Below are 16743 nucleotides of genomic sequence, written 5' to 3' on the forward strand. Positions count from 1 at the left end.
TCGGGTTTGGTCGGTCGGCGGTAGGTTGAGGGGCATGGACGAACGTGTGCTGGTTACCGGGGCGGCCGGGTTTATCGGGCGGGCTGTGGTGGCTGCGCTTCGGGAGCGTGGGGTTGCGGTGACCGCGGTGGATCGGGAGCCGCCGGACCCGGCGTGGGACGAGGGTGTGCACGTGGTGACGGGGGATCTTGCCGAGCAGGAGACGTGTGTTGGGGCGTTCGAGACTCGGCCTACCGCGGTGGTGCATCTTGCGGCGCTGACCTCGGTGTTGCGGTCGGTGGATGCGCCGATGCAGACGTTCGCCCAGAACGTGACGATCACGCAGGTGCTGCTGGAGCTGTCCCGGGGCAGTGGAGTGGAGACCTTCGTGCTCGCGTCCACGAACGCGGTCGTGGGCAACGTCGGTACGTCGACCATCACCGCGGACCTGCCCCTGCGGCCACTCACGCCGTACGGCGCGACCAAGGCGGCGTGCGAGATGTTGCTGTCGGCGTACTCGGGTAGCTACGGGATGGCGACTGCCGCGCTGCGGTTCACGAATGTCTATGGGCCGGGGATGTCGCACAAGGACAGCTTTGTGCCGCGGATGATGCGGGCCGCCCTGAGCGGGACCGGCGTCCGGGTGTACGGCGATGGTCTGCAGCGGCGGGATCTGGTGTTCATCGATGACGTGGTCAACGGGATCCTGCTGGCGCTGGACAGCAAGTACGACGGGCGCGCGATCATCGGATCGGGTCGTTCGGTGTCGGTGCTCGAGATGATCGAGACGGTGCGGACGGTGACTGGATGTCCGGTGCCGGCTGAGCACATCGAGGCACCGGCGGGTGAGATGCCGGCGGTGGTAGTCGACGTCACCAACGACCTCGGCTACGCGCCGACGGTGTCCCTGGAAGACGGGCTCGCCCGCACGTGGCACTACTTCTCCAACCAGTGATCAGTCAACTGCGCCGCCCCCTCGCTTCGCTCGGGGACGGGATAGAAATGTTGAGGAAGCACTGGCTGCTCGTTGCGCTGCTGGTGCTGGGGGCCGCGCTCCGGGTGCTGGCGACGGTCGCGTACCAACCGGCGATCCTGTACGTCGACTCGGTGCGCTACCTCGACAACATGCGCGAGCTGAAGCCCGATCAGCTCAACCCGATCGGGTACTCGCTCTTCCTCAAGCCGCTGACAGCGCTCGGCGGCGTCACCTTCGTGGTGATCCTGCAGCACGTGATCGGCCTCGCCCTCGGCGTCGCGATCTACGCACTGTGCCGCCGCCTCGGTGTCTACCGCTGGCTCTCCGCTCTGGCAGCCGCACCACTGCTCCTGGACGCGTACCAAGTCCAGATCGAGCAGAACATCATGGCCGAGACCCTGTTCGACGTACTGCTCGTCGGTCTGCTGTGGCTTCTGCTCGGATGGGGTGCCCCCGGCTGGAAGCGGGCGGCTGCCGCCGGGCTGATCCTCGGTGCCGCGTTCGTACTGCGCACCATCGGCATCACTCTGCTCGTTGCCGTCGTCATCTACCTCGTCGTGGTCGGCTCTGCCTGGCGGACCAGTTGGCGCAAGGTACTCGGCCGGAGCGCAGCGGTAACGGCTGTGTTCGCGATCGTGCTCGGCGGCTACGCGACGTACTTCCACTCGCAAACCGGCCGGTGGGGCTTCTCCGGTGCCGAGAACCAGGTGCTCTACGGCCGGACCGCGGTCGTCGCCAACTGCGCGAAGCTGCCGCTGAACGACGGCACTCGCCTGTTCTGCCCCAAGGAGCCGCTCGGGCACCGACTGGGGGTCGACGAGTACGCCCACGAGCACTATGGCGACCCGAACTGGCCCGGACCGCTGCCAGCCGGTACGACGAAGCGGCAGCTGGCGACCGACTTCAGCATGCTCGTGATCCGGCACCAGCCGGGCGACGTGGCGTGGGCGGCACTGAAGGACTTCTTCAAGGGCTTCGCGCCCACGCGCACCACCTCGCCGGACGACGTGCCGCTGGACCGCTGGCAGTTCCAGCTCACCTACCCGAACCTCAGCGACCCCAACACCGCCAAGGCCGCGGTGAAGTGGGGCGGCACCGAGCCGCACGTCAACACCGGGCCGGCCAAGGTACTGCGCGCCTACCAGCTGCACGGCGGTTACACCCCGGGCCTGCTGCTCGGTATCGCCGGCCTGATCGCGTTCGCTGCGGCGTTCGGGCTCGGCCGGGCGAGGACATCGCGACTCCGGTCGGCCGCACTGCTGCCGGTCGCGGCGGCAGTGATCCTGCTGCTCGGGTCGGCCGCGTTCGAGTTCTCCTGGCGCTACCAGCTGCCCGGACTGGTTCTGTTCCCGTTCGCCGGTGCGCTGGGGCTGACCGCACTGCTCGGCCGGAGCCAGCAGCGCCCGCCGCTCGCGCAGTACCCGGACAAGGTCGACTCGGCCGCGCTGGATGATCTCCGCGAACGGCACGGTGACCCGGCGTTCGCTCCGCTCGTCGTGGTGATTGCCGCGTACAACGAAGCAGGCGGCATCGGTCCGGTGCTGGAGCACATGCCCAAGACCTGCGCCGGCCTCCCGGTCGACGTACTGGTCGTGGTCGACGGCGCCGAGGACAACACCGCCGAGATCGCGGCCGGGCATGGCGCGTACGTCTGCGTCGCGCCGGTCAACCGTGGTCAGGGTGCGGCGCTTCGACTCGGGTACCAGATCGCCGCGCAGGGCGGAGCGCAGTACGTCGCGACCACGGATGGCGACGGACAGTACGACAACAACGAGCTGCCGGTGTTGCTCGCGCCGATCCTGGAGGGCCGGGCCGACTTCGTCACCGGTTCCCGGCGACTCGGTCAGGAGGACGCGGACAGTCGCCTGCGCTGGGTCGGCGTGCGCGTGTTCGCCGTACTGGCGTCGATCCTGACCCGGCGGAAGCTGACCGACACGTCGTTCGGGTTCCGGGCGATGCGGGCTGCGCTTGCGTGCTCGGTGACGCTGAGGGAGCCGCAGTACCAGTCGTCGGAGTTGCTGCTCGGTGTGCTGGCCGGCGGCGCGCGGGTCGTCGAGTTGCCGATGACGATGCGCCGCCGTGGCGACGGCAGCAGCAAGAAAGGCCCGGGCCTGGTGTACGGCGCGAACTACGCCCGGGTCATGACTGGGACGTGGTGGCGGGAGTACGTACTGCGGCGGCTTCCGGCTTGGCGAACACGAACCGGTCGAACAGCACGAACTTCAGGATGAACATCACTCCGTAGGTGCCGAGGAAGGTCGCGCTGACGAGCACGGTCTGCCAGACGTGGGAGTCGATCCGATCCCGCAGCCAATGGTCCGCGGCGCTGGTCGCCAGCGCCGCGGCGAGTGCGGTGACCACCACGATGATTGCGTACGGCAACAGCTCGCGTGTGCGGTCGGCCCGTCCGGTGCGGCCCCACGCCCAGCGCCGGTTCAGCACATAGTTCGGCAGTGCGCCGGCGAGGAACGCGACCACACTCGCCCACAGCGGGCGGGCACCGACCCAGTAGCACAAGGCGAACGCCAGCTCGCTGATCACCCCCGCGATCACCGACGACGCGGAGTACCTTGCCCAAAGCAACAACCGGAACCGCGGCAGCCTCATCCCGGCACCCGGGCCACGCCGAGCACCGTCTGCCCGAACGGGACCGGGACCACCGACTCCACCGCCCGCGTCACCGGTACGACGAACCGGTCGTAGATCGAGACCAGTCGCGGGTTCGGCTTGGTGCTGCCGCCGCGGCGAACGGCTGCCCACCAGGCGATCCCGCCGAGCAGGTTCACCGGCTTGGCCAGCTCGACCTGGAGTCCGGCCCGCTCGAACGCGTCGCGGAGCGTGGCCGGCGTGTACCGGCGGAAATGGCCCACCCGGCGGTCGAACTCGCCGTACAACTGCTGGTAGCCGGGCACCCACAGCACGATGGTGCCGCCGGGAATCACCAATCCGGCCAGTGATTTCAGCGCTGCGGCGTCGTCCTCGATGTGCTCCAGCACGTTGATCGCAACGATCGAGTCGACCGGCTTGCCCAGCGACAGCTCGCCGCCCAGCGCCAGTTGCCGCGCCTCCACCTCCGGCCGGTCGGCGAACCGCTCCGCCAGCAACCCGACCGCATCCGGATCCGCGTCTGTGAGCACCAACCGGTCCAGACCGGTGAACTGAGCCGCGAACTCACCCAGCCCGGCGCCGACCTCCAGGACGCTGTGTCCGCAGTGCGGCGCGATCAGGTCGTACTGGTAGCGGCGGTACCGCGGTTGGTCGGCGCCACCCTGCTCGAGGTCGCGTCCGGTCGCGTCGCTGAAGGCTCCGGTGTGTTCCCGCATCCTGGCAATTGTGCCCCCTCCCCGCGAGGCCGTGACGACTGGGACGGATTGCCAGCAAATTCTCAGCCTCCGAAGTGGAACTGATCACGTTAGGTTTGGTTCATGCCGGGATAGGAACAGGTACAACGGCAACTCTTCTCTCTACTGCGAAGGCGGAACCCCTCGTGCGCGTACTGGTCCTCGGTGGTGATGGTTACCTTGGGTGGCCGACCGCGCTCCACCTGTCCGATCGTGGTCATGACATCGCTGTACTCGACAACTTCGCCCGCCGGGGCTACGACACCGAGCTGGGAGTGCAGAGTCTGGTGCCGATCCAGGATCTGGACGCCCGGGTCGCCGCCTGGGAGGAGGTGTCCGGAAAGCGGCTCACGTCGTACGTCGGGGACCTGCTCGACGCGGACTTCGTCTATCGGGTGCTGAGCGAGTTCGAGCCGGACGCGATCGTCCACTTCGCCGAGCAGCGGGCCGCGCCGTACTCCATGATCGACCGGGCCCACGCGGTCTACACCCAGCACAACAACGTGGTCGGCACGCTGAACCTGATGTACGCCATCGCCGAGACGAATCCGGACATCCACCTGGTCAAGCTCGGCACGATGGGCGAGTACGGCACACCGAACATCGACATCGAGGAAGGCTGGCTGGAGGTCGAGCACAACGGGCGCAAGGACCGGATGCTCTACCCGAAGAAGCCCGGTTCCTTCTATCACCTGAGCAAGGTGCACGACTCGCACAACCTCGAGTTCGGCTGCCGGATCTGGGGCCTGCGCGTCACCGACCTGAACCAGGGCGTCGTCTACGGGCAGCAGACCGACCAGACCGTGCAGGACGCGCGGCTGGCGACGCGGTTCGACTACGACGCCGTGTTCGGCACCGTGCTCAACCGGTTCGTCATCCAGGCCGTGCTCGGCGAGCCGCTGACCGTCTACGGCACCGGCGGCCAGACCCGTGGCCTGCTGGACATCCGGGACACGGTCGAGTGCATCCGGCTCGCGGTCGAGAACCCCGCGGACGCCGGCGAGTTCCGTGTCTTCAACCAGATGACCGAGAGCTACTCGGTCGCCCAGATCGCGGAGAAGGTCGCGGAGTGCTTCGCCGGCCCCGTCCAGGTCGAGCACCTGGAGAACCCGCGGGTCGAGCTGGCCGAGCACTACTACAACGTCAAGCACACCGGTCTGGTCGGCCTCGGCCTGCAGCCGCACCTGCTGTCGGAGACGCTGATCGAGTCGATGTTCGACATCGTCTCCGCCAACAAGGACCGGGTCGACCCCGCCGCACTACTGCCGACCGTCCGCTGGCGGGGGGACCTGAAGAACTCCTAGACGAAGAAGCAGAAGATGTGGCCGACCGGGTCGGCGTACACGCGCACGTTGGGCAGCGGCTGGAACTCCATCAGCCGCGCTCCGGCGTCGATCGCGCGCCGGTGCGCCGTCTCCAGGTCGTCCACCTTGAAGTCCAGGTGCAGCTGCATCTGCTGCTGCTCGCGAGAGCTCGGCCAGGTCGGCGGCTGGTAGGTCGGTTCGCCCTGGAACGACAACTTCGTCACGCCCTGCGGGCCGATCGCGGTCGCCCACCCCTCCTCGTCGTCGCCGAGCTCCCACCCGAGCAGCCGGCAGTACCACCGGGCCAGCTCCTGCGCGTCCGGTGCGTCGAGGACCACACCCATCAACGGAATCTTCTCGTTCATTCACCACACCCTAGGCACGCCCACCGACAAGCAGCGTCGGGATCGCGGCGAGGAAGCGGTCGCGCCGGCCGCGGTCGGCCTGTTCGGCCAGCCAACTGTCGGCGTCGTCCTGCGTGATCAGCGCCTCCTTCACCGCCGCGGCCGCCGCCATCTCCAACTGAGGCGCCATCACCGAGTGATCCGTCACGACCTCGGTCCGTACGACGATCTCGAGGTCCCGGAACCCGGCGTCGAGGAGCAGATCGCGGAGGCTGCGGGCCGCCCGGGGGGACACCGAGCGCGACTCGAGGCCCAGTAGTACGACGTCGGTGAGGTCCTGGTCGGCGCTGTCGATCAGCAGGAAGCCGTAGTCCTGCCCGCCGAGCACGATCCGTCCGCCCGGCCGCACCACCCGTCGCGCCTCCGCCACCGTCGGGACCGGGTCCTCGAGCAGGTGGAACAGCCTGACCGCGCGATAGCCGTCCACCGACTCGTTCTCCAGCGGCAGGTCGTCGGACCGTGCCACGTGAAACATCGCACCGGGCACGCGGGTCCGGGCAGCGTCGATCGCCTCAGGGTCCGCGTCCATGCCGGTCACCTTGAGGCCCTTCTCGGCCAACTCGCCGACCGCATGCCCGGCGCCGCAACCCACATCGACGCAGGTCGCGCCCCGCTTCAGGCCCAGCAGCCGGTACGACTCCGCCCGGAGCTCCGCTGCTCCGGCCCGTTCCTCGATCCGATCCAGAAAGCTCATGACCTCACGCTGCAACTTCAGGTCCACCTGAAGTCAAGCCGGAGGTTGTCACACTTCCGGGCGGATCTGCGTCAGGCTGGGTGTCGGGACCGTCCCGTCGATCTCGCAAGACAGGGAGCAGGGTCGTGAAGCTCGCGAAGACCATCGTGTACGTCGAGGACGCCAAGGCGTCGATCGAGTTCTTCGAGCGCGCGTTCGGGTTGAAGGGGACCTACTGGGACCAGGGCGCGGGAGAGGTGGACGCGGGCGACACCAAGATCGTCTTCGCCACCTACGCGGTCGGCCAGAGCCACCTGTCCGCCGTCGGCACGCCCGGCGCGGTCGGCTTCGAGCTCGGGCTCACCAGCGAGGACGTCGAGGGCGACTTCCAGCGGGCCGTCGACGCCGGCGCGGAGCCGCTGAAGGCTCCGGAGAAGACGCCGTGGGGGCAGGTCTCGTCGTACCTGCGCTGCCCCGACGGCACCGTCATCGACCTGGCCTCGCCGGCCTAGACGTTCTAGTCCATCGACACCTTGTCGAAGCTCGTGGTGGTGAAGCGGACGTCGACACCGACCGTGTCGCCGACCGCAGGGGGCGCCACCGACGAGGGCAGGAAGAGCATGCTGGCCTGCATGTGCGGCGGCTCCGCGAACCAGCGCTGCTTGCCCTCGATCGTGAACGGCGACAGCGCCATGCCGGCCGCGTCCAGGCTGCCCTTCGCCATCGCGATCGCCCGCTGACGGACGCTGGCCGCCGCGGTGGGAGCCTCTAGGCCGACACCGTGCGCGGTCCCGCCCGACACCACCAAGATGTGGCCGTCACCGCTCACCCGGCGCTGCCGGTAGCCGACCCGCTCGCCCCGGCGGACCGAGTGCACGTCCAGTACGGTCGCCCGCACGGTCAGTGCACCCCGGTCGCCCAGCCAGAGGCCGGTGCCCATCCGCAGCTTGACGTTCGCGCCGACGTCGGCCAGCTTCTGCGCCGGCACGTGCGACACCCACAGCGTGCCGCGCCGGACCGCCTCGGCCGCCTTGCCCAGCTCCTGCGCTTCCCTGAGGTTGGCCGACGTACCGCCGGCTCCCATCGGGAAGTGCAGCGACCAGCCCTCGAACCGGATCCGGTCGAGCGCGTTCAGCAGCATCGTGTGCCGCAGTTCGCGGGCGCCGATGCCGTGCCGGCGCATCGAGGTCTGTACTTCGATCAGCACCCGGCTGCCGGCCGGGATCGAGACCAGGTCGGCCAGCCGGCTGACGGTGTGGATCACGTTCTTGCTCTGCGGCACGTCGAGGAACGGGCGCCACGGCGACAGCACGACGACGTCCTCACGCGGATCCGGCGGCACCTCGAAGTACGTGCCGACCGCGATCGTGCGGGCGCCGAGCGCCCGGGCCTCGGCCATCAGCCGGGGGTTGCCGAACCCGTACCCGTTGCCCTTGGCGACCGGGACGATGTCGGGGTTCCACGTGGAACGCAGGTGTTCGCGCCATCGATCGGAATCGACGTGCAGGACTAGGGGCATGGTGTCAACGCCGTCTCATGTAGAGGTCGAATGCGGTGTAGAGCGCCTTGTTCAACGGCAGATCCCACTCACCGACGTACTCGACGGCCTCGCCGCCGGTGCCGACCTTGAACTGGATCAGCCCGACGTGCGGGTCGTTCGGGTCCAAGGTGTCGGTGATGCCCCGTAGGTCGTACACGGACGCGCCCGCGGCGAGTGCGTCCGCCATCATGCGCCACTGGATCGCGTTCGATCCGCGAACGTCGCGTTTGGCGGTCGAGCTGGCTCCGTAGGAGTACCAGGAGTGACCGCCGACCCGGACCCAGATCGTCGAGGCGACCAGGTCGCCCTGATGGTAGGCGTTGTAGATCCGGAAGTCGCAGCAGCCGGCCGGCTGGTTCGCCATCGCGTCCAGCATCTTGACGAAGTACGGCAGCGGCCGCGGGGTGAAGTGATCCCGCTCGGCCGTCTCGACGTACAGCGCGTGGAAGGCCTTGAGGTCCTCGGGGCCACCCTGCGTCACCTCGACGCCGGCCTTCTCCGCCTTCTTGATGTTGCGCCGCCAGAGTTGGTTCATGCCCTTCAGCAGGTCTTCCTGGGTGCGGCCGGCCAGCGGCACCTGGAACACGTACTGCGGCTGCCCGGCAGCGAACCCCTCACCGGCCTTCGGCGCCTTCCAGCCCAGTGCGCGCAGTTGCGCGGTCACCGCCGCACCGGACGGCTCGATCACGTCCGCGCGTACGTCGCCGAGCTTCGGCTGCTGTCCACCGGCGATCGCGTCCTTGATCGTCTTCGCACCCCACCGCCGCGTCGCCACCGGCGGACCCATCCGTACGCCGAACGCCCCATGCTCCTGCAGATGAGCGGCCAGCGGACGCAGGTACCGGCCCAGGTCGACAGCGTCCCAGTCGATCACCGGACCCTCGGGCAGATAGGCCAGGTACCGCTTCACCTTCGGCATCTGCCGGTACAGCACCAGTCCGGCGCCGACCAGCTCCGCCGGATCGGCCGGGTCGTACCAGCCGAGTGACTCCGCCTTCCACTCACTCTTCACCGCCGCCCACCCAGGGGTCTGCAGGAAGCTCGCCGACGGTTGCGCAGCGACGTACGCCGCGTGCTCGTCGGCCGAGATGGTCCGGATGCTCAAGTCACTCACGGTCGGTCAGGTTACCGGCCCGGAGCCTCAGACCGTAGCCGAGCCGGTCACCTGATCAAACCTCAGCTGTTGAGCAGTTCGATCGATATATCCCACAGCCGGGTGGCCGATTCCGGATCGAGCGCGTACGGCGCGACACCCGTGTTCTCGCCCGGCACGTTGGGCAGAGCCTCGTTGTTGTCCTCGAAGTACCGGCCGGTCACGCCCTGCACGAGTGGCGATGCGGCCAGCAGCACCGAGGTCGACGCGCCCTGCTCGACGGTCTTCCAGCGGTACTCCGTCTCCCACTGCGTCAGCAGGTCCTGCGCGACGTGCCGCTGCAGCGCGGTCCGGATCCCGCCCGGCATCAGGGAGTTGGCGACGATGCCGTCACTCGCCCAGCGCTTGGAAGCCTCGACGGCGAACAGCACGTTGGCCGTCTTCGACTGCCCGTACGACGACCACGGCTCGTACGGCCGGTGCTCGAAGTGAAGGTCGTCGAGGTGGACGTCCGAACGAAGGTGGGCGCTGGAGCTGACCGCGACGACGCGTGCGTCGCCGGCCGCCGCGAGGGCGTCGTGCAGACCGAGGGCGAGGCCGAAGTGACCGAGGTGGTTGGTGGCGAACTGGTGCTCCCAGCCTTCGGGAGTGCGGTTGAGCGGCTCGGCCATCACGCCGGCGTTGTTCACCAGGATGTGGAGCGGGCCCTCCCAGGTGGCCGCGAAGGCCTTGACCGACTCGCGGTCGGCGAGCTCGATCGGCGCCACGAAGACGTGATTGTTGCCGGTCGACTCGATGATGCCGGCCGCCGTGCGCTCACCGGCCGCGGTGTTGCGAACGGCGAGAGTGACCTCGGCGCCGGCCGAGGCCAGGGCACGGGCGGTCTCGACACCGATGCCCGACGCGCCGCCGGTGACGACCGCGCGCCGGCCGGCCAGGTCGACGCCGGCGATCACCTCGGCGGCAGTGGAGTCATAGCCGAAGGGGGTGGTGATTCTGCTCATCAGGTCTGTTCCTGTTCTGCGAGCTACGCTGTAACCGGAGGAACCTCCGGTAAGTCCAGTTAACCGGAGGAGCCTCCGATTAACAAGTCCGCTAGGTTTGCTAGCCGCACGTTTGTGAGGAGGGGGAGATGACGGGCACGACTGAGCGCCCGCTACGGGCCGACGCCCAGCGCAACCGCGACCAGATCCTGGCCGCCGCGTCGCGCGCGTTCGCGAAGTGCGGGCTGGAGGCGACGCTGGACGGGATCGCGAAGGACGCCGGCGTCGGGATCGGCACGCTGTACCGGCACTTCCCGACCCGCGACGCGCTGATCGAGGCGGCGTACCGCAGCGAGCTCGCGGCTGTCTGCGACGCCGCACCCGAGCTGCTCGAGAAGCTGCCGCCGGCCGAGGCGCTGCGCGCGTGGATGGACCGCTTCATCGACTACATGACCCGCAAGCTCGGCATGGCCGAGGCGCTCCGTGCCGTGATCGCGGCCGGCGCCAACCCGTATGCGCACAGCTTCGAGCTCCTGGTCGGCGCCATCAAACCGCTCCTCGACGCCGGCGCCGCCGCGGGCGAACTCCGTCCCGACGTTCCCGCCGAGGACGTCCTCGTCAGCCTGAGCGGCGTGGCGCTGGCCGCCGGCAGCCGCCGCGACCAGGCCGACCGCCTCCTCGACCTTCTCCTGGACGGCCTCCGCTACCGCCCCTGACCGGCTTCTAGGGTTGCGGGATGCAGAAGGTGGCGTTGGTGACGGGGTCCGCGTCGGGGATCGGGGCGGCGACGGCTCGGCGCTTGGCGGACGACGGGATGGTCGTTGCGGTCCACTCGCGAAGCAGCGTGGAGGCTGGCGTCGCCCTGGCCGCGGAACTGGGTGGGTCGTATCACCAGGTCGATCTCGAGGACGATGCCGCGGCCAGTGGCTTGGTGCCGAGTGTGCTGGCTGAGCACGGGCGGCTCGACGTACTGGTGAACAACGCGGGGATCAGCTGGCCGGTGCCGCACGCGGAGCTCGATGGGTTGTCCGCGGCTGACTGGCGACGGTTGCTCGACGTCAACCTGATCGCGCCCTGGTTGTTGTGTACGGCGGCTCTCCCGGCGCTGCGCGAATCGGGTGGATGCGTCGTCAACGTGACGAGCCACGCGGGCGTGCGGCCGAAGGGAAGCTCGATCGGGTACGCCGCCAGCAAGGCCGCACTGAATCACGTGACCAAGTTGCTGGCCGCGGCGCTGGGACCTGACGTGCGCGTCAACGCGGTCGCGCCCGGACTCGTCGACACACCACTCACGGCGTCGTGGACCGAGGCGCAGGAGCTGTGGAAAACCTCGAGTCCGATGCGTCGCGCGGCCCAGCCGGCGGACGTCGCGGACCTGATCTCGTCACTTGTCCACAACTCCTACATCACCGGCGAAGTCGTCCTCCTCGACGGCGGCCTCAACCTGCGCTAGGAGTGCAGCCGGCGGGTGGCGGGTTTTGTCCTGGCTGGCGGGTTGTTTACGCGTCAGCGGTGAAACAACCCGCCAGCGGGCCGGGGTGCGACGGCGGTGTGAACCTGCGCTGGTTCTGTCGGCGGCGCCTCCTACGATCGCGGGATGTCCTTGGGTCGAGACTTCCGGCGGCTCTGGGCCGCTTTCGCCATCAGTGCGCTCGGCAGCGCGGTAGGAAACGGAGCTCTTCCACTCGTCGCGGTGCTCGCGCTCGACGTCTCGACCTTCCAGGTCTCCCTTCTCGCGGCGTTGTCCACGCTCGCCGGTGCGGCACTCGCGCTGCCGATGGGCGACTTCATCGAGCAGCGGCACAAGCGGCCAGTGATGATCGCGTCGGACCTGATCCGGTTCGGGGCGCTGGCGTCGGTGCCGATCGCCGCGGCGTTCGGCGTAATGACCTACACCCAGTTGTGCGTCGTCGGCGTCATCCAGGCCGCGGGCCTGATCGCGTTCACCGCCGCGAGCGGTGCGCACCTGAAAGCGCTGGTGCCGGCGGCCGCGCGGGGCGAGGCGAACAGCAAGTTCGAGCAGACGACGTGGACGACGCTGACCGTCGGTCCGCCGATCGGCGGTGCGCTTGTCAGCCTCGTCGGCGCGACGGCCTCGCTCGGGGTCGACGCGGTCTCGTTCCTGCTCTCGGCGCTGGGCATCCGTCGGATCCAGCAGCCGGAGCCGGAGCCGGTGGCGCGGAACGAGAAGCGCGACATCACCGCCGGGTGGCGATACATCCTCGGGCACCGCGGGCTGCGCGCCCTGTTCTGGAACTCGCAGCTCTTCGGCGGGCCGGTGATGATGGTGTCGCCGCTGCTCACCGTGCTGATGCTGCGCGACCTGAAGCTGGAGCCTTGGAGCTACGGAGTGGTTCTCGGAGTGTCCTGTCTCGGCGGCATCCTCGGTGCACGAATGGCTCCGCCGCTCACCCGCAGGCTGGGGCTGCACAAGATGCTGTTGCTGTTCGGTGCACTGCGAGCGGTGTGGCTTCTGCCGTTGCCGTTCGCGCCGGCGGGTCTGGCCGGGCTGGTGTGGCTGACCGTGGCCGAGGCCGGGATGCTGCTCATGGCCGGTGCCTTCAACCCGTCGTTCGCGACGTACCGGATGGAGGTCACCGAGGACGCCTATATGGCCCGGGTGCTGACCGCCTGGTCGATCAGCTCTCGCTGTGTCCAGCCTGCGTTCATGGCGATCGGTGGCGCGCTCGCCGTGGTGATGGGGTTGCGTGGGGCAATGGTCGTGGCCGGTGTGTGCTGCCTGTTCAGCGCGGCCGTCCTGCCGTGGCGGTCGGCTACACCAGCTCCATTGCCTGAGCCAGTCCAACGATCGGTCCCATGACGCCGTCCGGTTGCGTGTCGAGGTAGGCGATCGCCTCGTCCGGCGGCAGCACGAGGACCTCCGTGACCTGCTCGCCGTCCTCGGGGTTGGTCGGCTCCTGCTCGATCACGACGTCCGCGACGACGTTGGCCCAGTAGGAGATCGGGTGCGGCAGATGTGGACGGTACGGCGCCGGCCGGCGATGCACCGCCCGATGCGCGCCGAGCCAGGTCATCGGACCGGCCAGCCGGGCGCCGGCCTCCTCCAGCAGTTCACGATGGACGAGTTGCTCGATCGTCTCGCCCGGCTCCCGGGTGCCGCCGGGCAGGAAGCGCCAGCCCAGGTCGTTGCCGCAGACAACGATCCCGCCGGCGGTCCGGGCGACCACGTGCACGTTGCTGATCAGCTCGTCCGGTGGCTCCTCGGTGGTGAACCGGACGTCGAGATCACCCCAGGTCCAGTAGCCGGGTGCGAAGAGTTCGGGGAACCGCTCGGCCCAGGTCTGCATGGTGGCCATTGTTCCGCCTGCGCTACGGTCCCACTCATGGCGCACCCCGATCCACCGCCTGACGCCCGGCCTGATCCCGAACGGGCCCGGCGGACAACTCAGCGGATGCTGTGGGCCGCCGCCGCGCTCACCGCGGTCGTCGGGGTCTTCCTGCTCGCCGATGTCGTCGGCGAATCAGCGCAGTACGGCGGCTTGGCGTGGACCGGCGTCGCGCTGGCAGCGATCTCGATCGCAGCCCTCCTCGCGATTGACGTGGCCTGCGCTGTGGGCCGCCTCGCCCTCAACCAGCCACTGGTCGGCAAGTTCACCGTCTTCCAGGCGACCACTGTCCTGCTGGTGGTGGCCATCGGTGCGGACATCCTCATCCCTGCCCGCGACACCGGCTCACTGGCACTGCTCCTGCCGTGGGGCATCACCTATTGGCTGCACCACGTGATCCCCGCGAAGAAGGAGTAGCTACTTCAGGTGCGCCCGCAGATAGTCGATGTCGGCCTTCTGACCGTGATCGGCGTTCGGCGTCTCGACGACCACCGGCGCACCCGCTGCCTGCACCACCGCGACGATGTCGGCCGGGTCGATGTGGCCCTCCTCGAAGTTGCTGTGCCGGTCGGCGCCGGAGCCGAACTCGTCCCGTGAACCGTTGGCGTGCACCAGGTCGATCCGACCGGTGATCGCCTTCACCTTCTCGACGATCGTCGGCAACTCCTCGCCGGCCGCGTGGAAGTGGCAGGTGTCGAGGCAGAACCCGACGTTCTCCAGGCGGTCGTTGCCGGAGGCTTGGACCGCGTCCCACAGCCGGGCGATCCGGTCCAGCTGGCGGGCCATCGCGTTCTCGCCGCCGGCGGTGTTCTCGATCAGCAGCGGGACGGGCAGCTGGGCGCGCTCGATGCACTTGCGCCAGTTGTCGAAGCCGGCCTCGGGGTCGTCCTCGTCGCCGACGTGGCCGCCGTGCACGATCACACCTTTGACATCGATCTCGGCGGCCTTGTCGAGCGTCTGCTGCAGCAGCTTGCGGCTCGGGATCCGGATCCGGTTGTTCGTGTTGGCCACGTTCAGCCGGTACGGCGAATGCACGTACAGGTCGATGCCCGCGGCGGCCGCGCGTTCCTTGAGCGCACCCTCGCCATCGGCGTACGCGAGCTTCGGCGCCTTGTAGTCCTGCGGGTTGCCGAGGAAGAACTGCACCAGGTCGGCGCCCCGGTCGGCCGCCTCGGCCAGCGGGTCTGCCTGGTCCACGTGCGCACCGAGTTTCACAGTCATGGGACCCACCCTAGAACCGCCCACGGACAGTTCACGAACCCCAGCCCGCCGATCGGGTGACCGGCCGTGACTCCTGCGCCGGAGGCTGCACCGGACGGCCCTCGAACTCGGTCGACAGCACGATGTGCGTATTCATCTCGCCGTGCTCGCCGAGGCGCTCGAACAGGCCCTCCAGGTGACTCATCGAGGTGACGCGGACCCGCAGCATCGAGCAGGAGTTACCACTCAGCTTGTGGATCTCCAGGACCTCTGGGAAGTCCTCCGCCCGCGTGGTCTTCAGCAGGCAGCGCCCGGTCGTGCAGCGCATCTGGACGAAAGCCGACAGCGGCTGACCGGCCCGAGCCGGATCCACCTCGGCCCGGTATCCGGCGATCACGCCGGACTCCTCCAGCCGCCGTACCCGATCCGCCACGGCCGGCGGCGACAGGTTGACCCGCTTGCCCAGTTGGTTGAACGACAGCCGCCCGTCGGTCTGCAGTTCGGACAGGATCTGCCAGTCGGTGGAGTCGAGCTCACGCTCCTGAAAGGTCATCTCCCCAGAACACCTTCGACATCGCTGCTCCGCAAGGCCGAACGCCTTTCTTCCTGCCTTCAACCGCCGGACGCGCCTTCCTAGCGTGGATTTCATGCTGATCCCCGTCGTTCTGGCCGCCGCCCTGATGAACGCCGCGATGGTCGCCGCGAGTGCGGTGAGCACCATCCTGATCGCGGATGCGTTGAGCCCCGGCGTGGCCGGTCTGCCCAACGCCGCTGGCGTTCTGGGTACCGCAGTCGGCGCCATGGCCGTCGGCCGCTGGACTGCCCGGCTGGGCCGAGCGCAAGCACTCCGCATGGGGTACGGCGTCGGTGTCGCCGGCGGGGCGCTGACAGTGCTCACAGCGGTCGGTGCCCACTTGGCACTGCTGTTCATCGGGGTGTTCCTGCTCGGCGCCGGTAATGCAGCGAGCCTCTTGTCCAGGTACGCCGCTGCCGACGCCGTACCGCCCGCCCGACGCGCGCGGGCCATGAGCACAGTCGTCTGGGCCAGTACTGCGGGTGCGGCCGGGGGACCGTTCTTCATGGCGCCGTCTCAGTCCTTCGCCGCCGATTTCGGCCTGCCGGCAACTGCCGGACCCTTCCTGCTCGCCCTGGCGGTGGTCTTCGCCGCGCTGGTCGCCTCCACCTACATCCGGGTCCCCGCCCACTCCACCGACGTACCCGTGTCTCGCGACCACTCCGCGGTCTCTCGTCGTACGCCGGTTGCGCTGGCCGCCTGTGTGATGGTCGTGGGCCACCTGGTCATGGTGGCTCTGATGACTTCCGTTCCTGTGCACGCCCACAACCACGGTGATGGCCTCGGCGTGCTGGGGTTGATGCTGTCCGCTCACACACTCGGCATGTTCGCCTTGTCTCCGCTGACCGGGTGGTGCATCGACCGGTTCGGTTCCCGACCGGTGCTGGTTGCCGGCCTTGGCCTGATCCTCGTCTCTGGTGTCCTGATCGTTCATGCCGGTCCGGTCTTCACACCGGCCCTGTTCCTGCTCGGCTACGCCTGGAACCTCTGCTACCTCGGTGGCAGTTCGCAGCTGTCCGCGCACCTGGAGAGCAAGGTGGAGTCGTGGATCTGGACCGTGGCCGCGGTGGCCACGGCCGCTTCGACCTGGCTCTTCAGTCTCGGTGGCTTCCGCGTCCTGACCTTGGTCTCGGCGGTTCTCGCCGTACCGTTGCTGGTGCTCGTGGCCCGGCGCCCCGCACCCGAGGTCGTCAGGCGGTGACGGAGAGTCATCGGAACAGGCCTGTGGATATGGTCAAGCGGGCGGCCGGACGCTGGTATTCTCTTGGATGTGGCCCGGTCCATCGACCGGGCTCGTTGCTTGGCGCCGACGGCAAGTGTCGGCGTGAA

General features: G+C 68.7%; 19 protein-coding genes. 9 read left to right on the forward strand and 10 right to left on the reverse strand.

What is annotated here, in order from left to right; genetic code table 11:
- Nucleotides 1–34: 34 nt before the first annotated feature.
- Together ACIBG5_RS28690 and ACIBG5_RS28695 are read left to right on the forward strand one after the other, a co-directional pair.
- Nucleotides 35–934 (forward strand): NAD-dependent epimerase/dehydratase family protein, encoded by a 900-nt coding sequence (locus ACIBG5_RS28690; RefSeq protein WP_396394572.1) that lies wholly within the window; start codon nt 35–37, stop codon nt 932–934.
- A gap of 47 nt (nt 935–981) precedes the next feature.
- Nucleotides 982–3186 (forward strand): glycosyltransferase family 2 protein, encoded by a 2205-nt coding sequence (locus tag ACIBG5_RS28695; RefSeq protein ID WP_396394573.1) that lies wholly within the window; start codon nt 982–984, stop codon nt 3184–3186.
- Here the strand turns inward: ACIBG5_RS28695 and ACIBG5_RS28700 are convergent.
- Together ACIBG5_RS28700 and ACIBG5_RS28705 are read right to left on the reverse strand one after the other, a co-directional pair.
- Nucleotides 3095–3562, reverse strand: a complete 468-nt coding sequence (locus ACIBG5_RS28700; protein WP_396394574.1) for a GtrA family protein — start codon at nt 3560–3562, stop codon at nt 3095–3097. The genes ACIBG5_RS28695 and ACIBG5_RS28700 overlap by 92 nt on opposite strands.
- Nucleotides 3559–4278 (reverse strand): class I SAM-dependent methyltransferase, encoded by a 720-nt coding sequence (locus ACIBG5_RS28705; RefSeq protein WP_396394575.1) that lies wholly within the window; start codon nt 4276–4278, stop codon nt 3559–3561. Before ACIBG5_RS28705 ends, ACIBG5_RS28700 begins: the two co-directional genes overlap by 4 nt.
- Before the next feature lie 164 nt (nt 4279–4442).
- Here ACIBG5_RS28705 and ACIBG5_RS28710 point away from each other — a divergent pair, with 164 nt between their 5' ends.
- Entirely contained in the window at nt 4443–5600 is a 1158-nt protein-coding gene (locus ACIBG5_RS28710; protein WP_396394576.1) for an NAD-dependent epimerase/dehydratase family protein, read from the forward strand.
- On the opposite strand, the gene ACIBG5_RS28715 is transcribed toward ACIBG5_RS28710, so the two are convergent.
- Both ACIBG5_RS28715 and ACIBG5_RS28720 read right to left on the reverse strand, forming a co-directional pair.
- Nucleotides 5597–5965, reverse strand: coding sequence for a VOC family protein (locus tag ACIBG5_RS28715; RefSeq protein WP_396394577.1), 369 nt, complete (start codon nt 5963–5965; stop codon nt 5597–5599). The genes ACIBG5_RS28710 and ACIBG5_RS28715 overlap by 4 nt on opposite strands.
- A gap of 10 nt (nt 5966–5975) precedes the next feature.
- Nucleotides 5976–6698, reverse strand: a complete 723-nt coding sequence (locus ACIBG5_RS28720) for a methyltransferase domain-containing protein (RefSeq protein ID WP_396394578.1) — start codon at nt 6696–6698, stop codon at nt 5976–5978.
- 125 nt (nt 6699–6823) lie between these two features.
- On the opposite strand from ACIBG5_RS28720, the gene ACIBG5_RS28725 reads away from it, so the two are divergent.
- A complete protein-coding gene (locus ACIBG5_RS28725) occupies nt 6824–7189 on the forward strand; it encodes a VOC family protein (protein WP_396394579.1) in 366 nt (121 codons plus the stop codon).
- Nucleotides 7190–7194: 5 nt separating this feature from the next.
- Here the strand turns inward: ACIBG5_RS28725 and ACIBG5_RS28730 are convergent, their stop codons facing one another.
- From ACIBG5_RS28730 to ACIBG5_RS28740, 3 genes are all read right to left on the reverse strand, one after another.
- The gene (locus ACIBG5_RS28730; protein ID WP_396394580.1) at nt 7195–8196 is read right to left on the reverse strand and encodes an alanine racemase; all 1002 of its coding nucleotides are present in this window, start codon (nt 8194–8196) and stop codon (nt 7195–7197) included.
- A gap of 4 nt (nt 8197–8200) precedes the next feature.
- Nucleotides 8201–9331, reverse strand: a complete 1131-nt coding sequence (locus tag ACIBG5_RS28735) for a peptidoglycan bridge formation glycyltransferase FemA/FemB family protein (RefSeq protein WP_360451601.1) — start codon at nt 9329–9331, stop codon at nt 8201–8203.
- Between the two features lie 62 nt (nt 9332–9393).
- Complete coding sequence (locus ACIBG5_RS28740; RefSeq protein ID WP_396394581.1) at nt 9394–10314, reverse strand: SDR family NAD(P)-dependent oxidoreductase; 921 nt, start codon at nt 10312–10314, stop codon at nt 9394–9396.
- A gap of 128 nt (nt 10315–10442) precedes the next feature.
- Here ACIBG5_RS28740 and ACIBG5_RS28745 point away from each other — a divergent pair, with 128 nt between their 5' ends.
- The 3 genes from ACIBG5_RS28745 to ACIBG5_RS28755 all read left to right on the forward strand — a co-directional run bounded on the left by ACIBG5_RS28745 (nt 10443) and on the right by ACIBG5_RS28755 (nt 13114).
- The gene (locus tag ACIBG5_RS28745) at nt 10443–11009 is read left to right on the forward strand and encodes a TetR/AcrR family transcriptional regulator (RefSeq protein ID WP_396394582.1); all 567 of its coding nucleotides are present in this window, start codon (nt 10443–10445) and stop codon (nt 11007–11009) included.
- Nucleotides 11010–11029: 20 nt separating this feature from the next.
- Nucleotides 11030–11746, forward strand: a complete 717-nt coding sequence (locus ACIBG5_RS28750) for an SDR family NAD(P)-dependent oxidoreductase (RefSeq protein WP_396394583.1) — start codon at nt 11030–11032, stop codon at nt 11744–11746.
- Nucleotides 11747–11890: 144 nt separating this feature from the next.
- Entirely contained in the window at nt 11891–13114 is a 1224-nt protein-coding gene (locus tag ACIBG5_RS28755) for an MFS transporter (protein WP_396394584.1), read from the forward strand.
- Here ACIBG5_RS28755 and ACIBG5_RS28760 read toward each other — a convergent pair.
- Nucleotides 13068–13601, reverse strand: a complete 534-nt coding sequence (locus tag ACIBG5_RS28760; protein ID WP_396394585.1) for an NUDIX domain-containing protein — start codon at nt 13599–13601, stop codon at nt 13068–13070. The two genes, ACIBG5_RS28755 and ACIBG5_RS28760, sit on opposite strands and share 47 nt — an antisense overlap.
- A gap of 36 nt (nt 13602–13637) precedes the next feature.
- On the opposite strand from ACIBG5_RS28760, the gene ACIBG5_RS28765 reads away from it, so the two are divergent.
- Entirely contained in the window at nt 13638–14057 is a 420-nt protein-coding gene (locus ACIBG5_RS28765) for a hypothetical protein (protein WP_396394586.1), read from the forward strand.
- Here the strand turns inward: ACIBG5_RS28765 and ACIBG5_RS28770 are convergent, their stop codons facing one another.
- Nucleotides 14058–14861 carry a deoxyribonuclease IV gene (locus tag ACIBG5_RS28770; protein ID WP_396394587.1) on the reverse strand — a complete coding sequence of 268 codons (804 nt, stop codon included), beginning with the start codon at nt 14859–14861 and terminating at the stop codon, nt 14058–14060.
- Nucleotides 14862–14892: 31 nt separating this feature from the next.
- The gene (locus tag ACIBG5_RS28775; protein ID WP_360451617.1) at nt 14893–15393 is read right to left on the reverse strand and encodes an Lrp/AsnC family transcriptional regulator; all 501 of its coding nucleotides are present in this window, start codon (nt 15391–15393) and stop codon (nt 14893–14895) included.
- Nucleotides 15394–15487: 94 nt separating this feature from the next.
- On the opposite strand from ACIBG5_RS28775, the gene ACIBG5_RS28780 reads away from it, so the two are divergent.
- Entirely contained in the window at nt 15488–16615 is a 1128-nt protein-coding gene (locus ACIBG5_RS28780) for an MFS transporter (RefSeq protein WP_396394588.1), read from the forward strand.
- Nucleotides 16616–16743 lie beyond the last annotated feature (128 nt).

It is taken from the genome of Kribbella sp. NPDC050241 (assembly GCF_044459685.1).
GTDB lineage: Bacteria > Actinomycetota > Actinomycetes > Propionibacteriales > Kribbellaceae > Kribbella.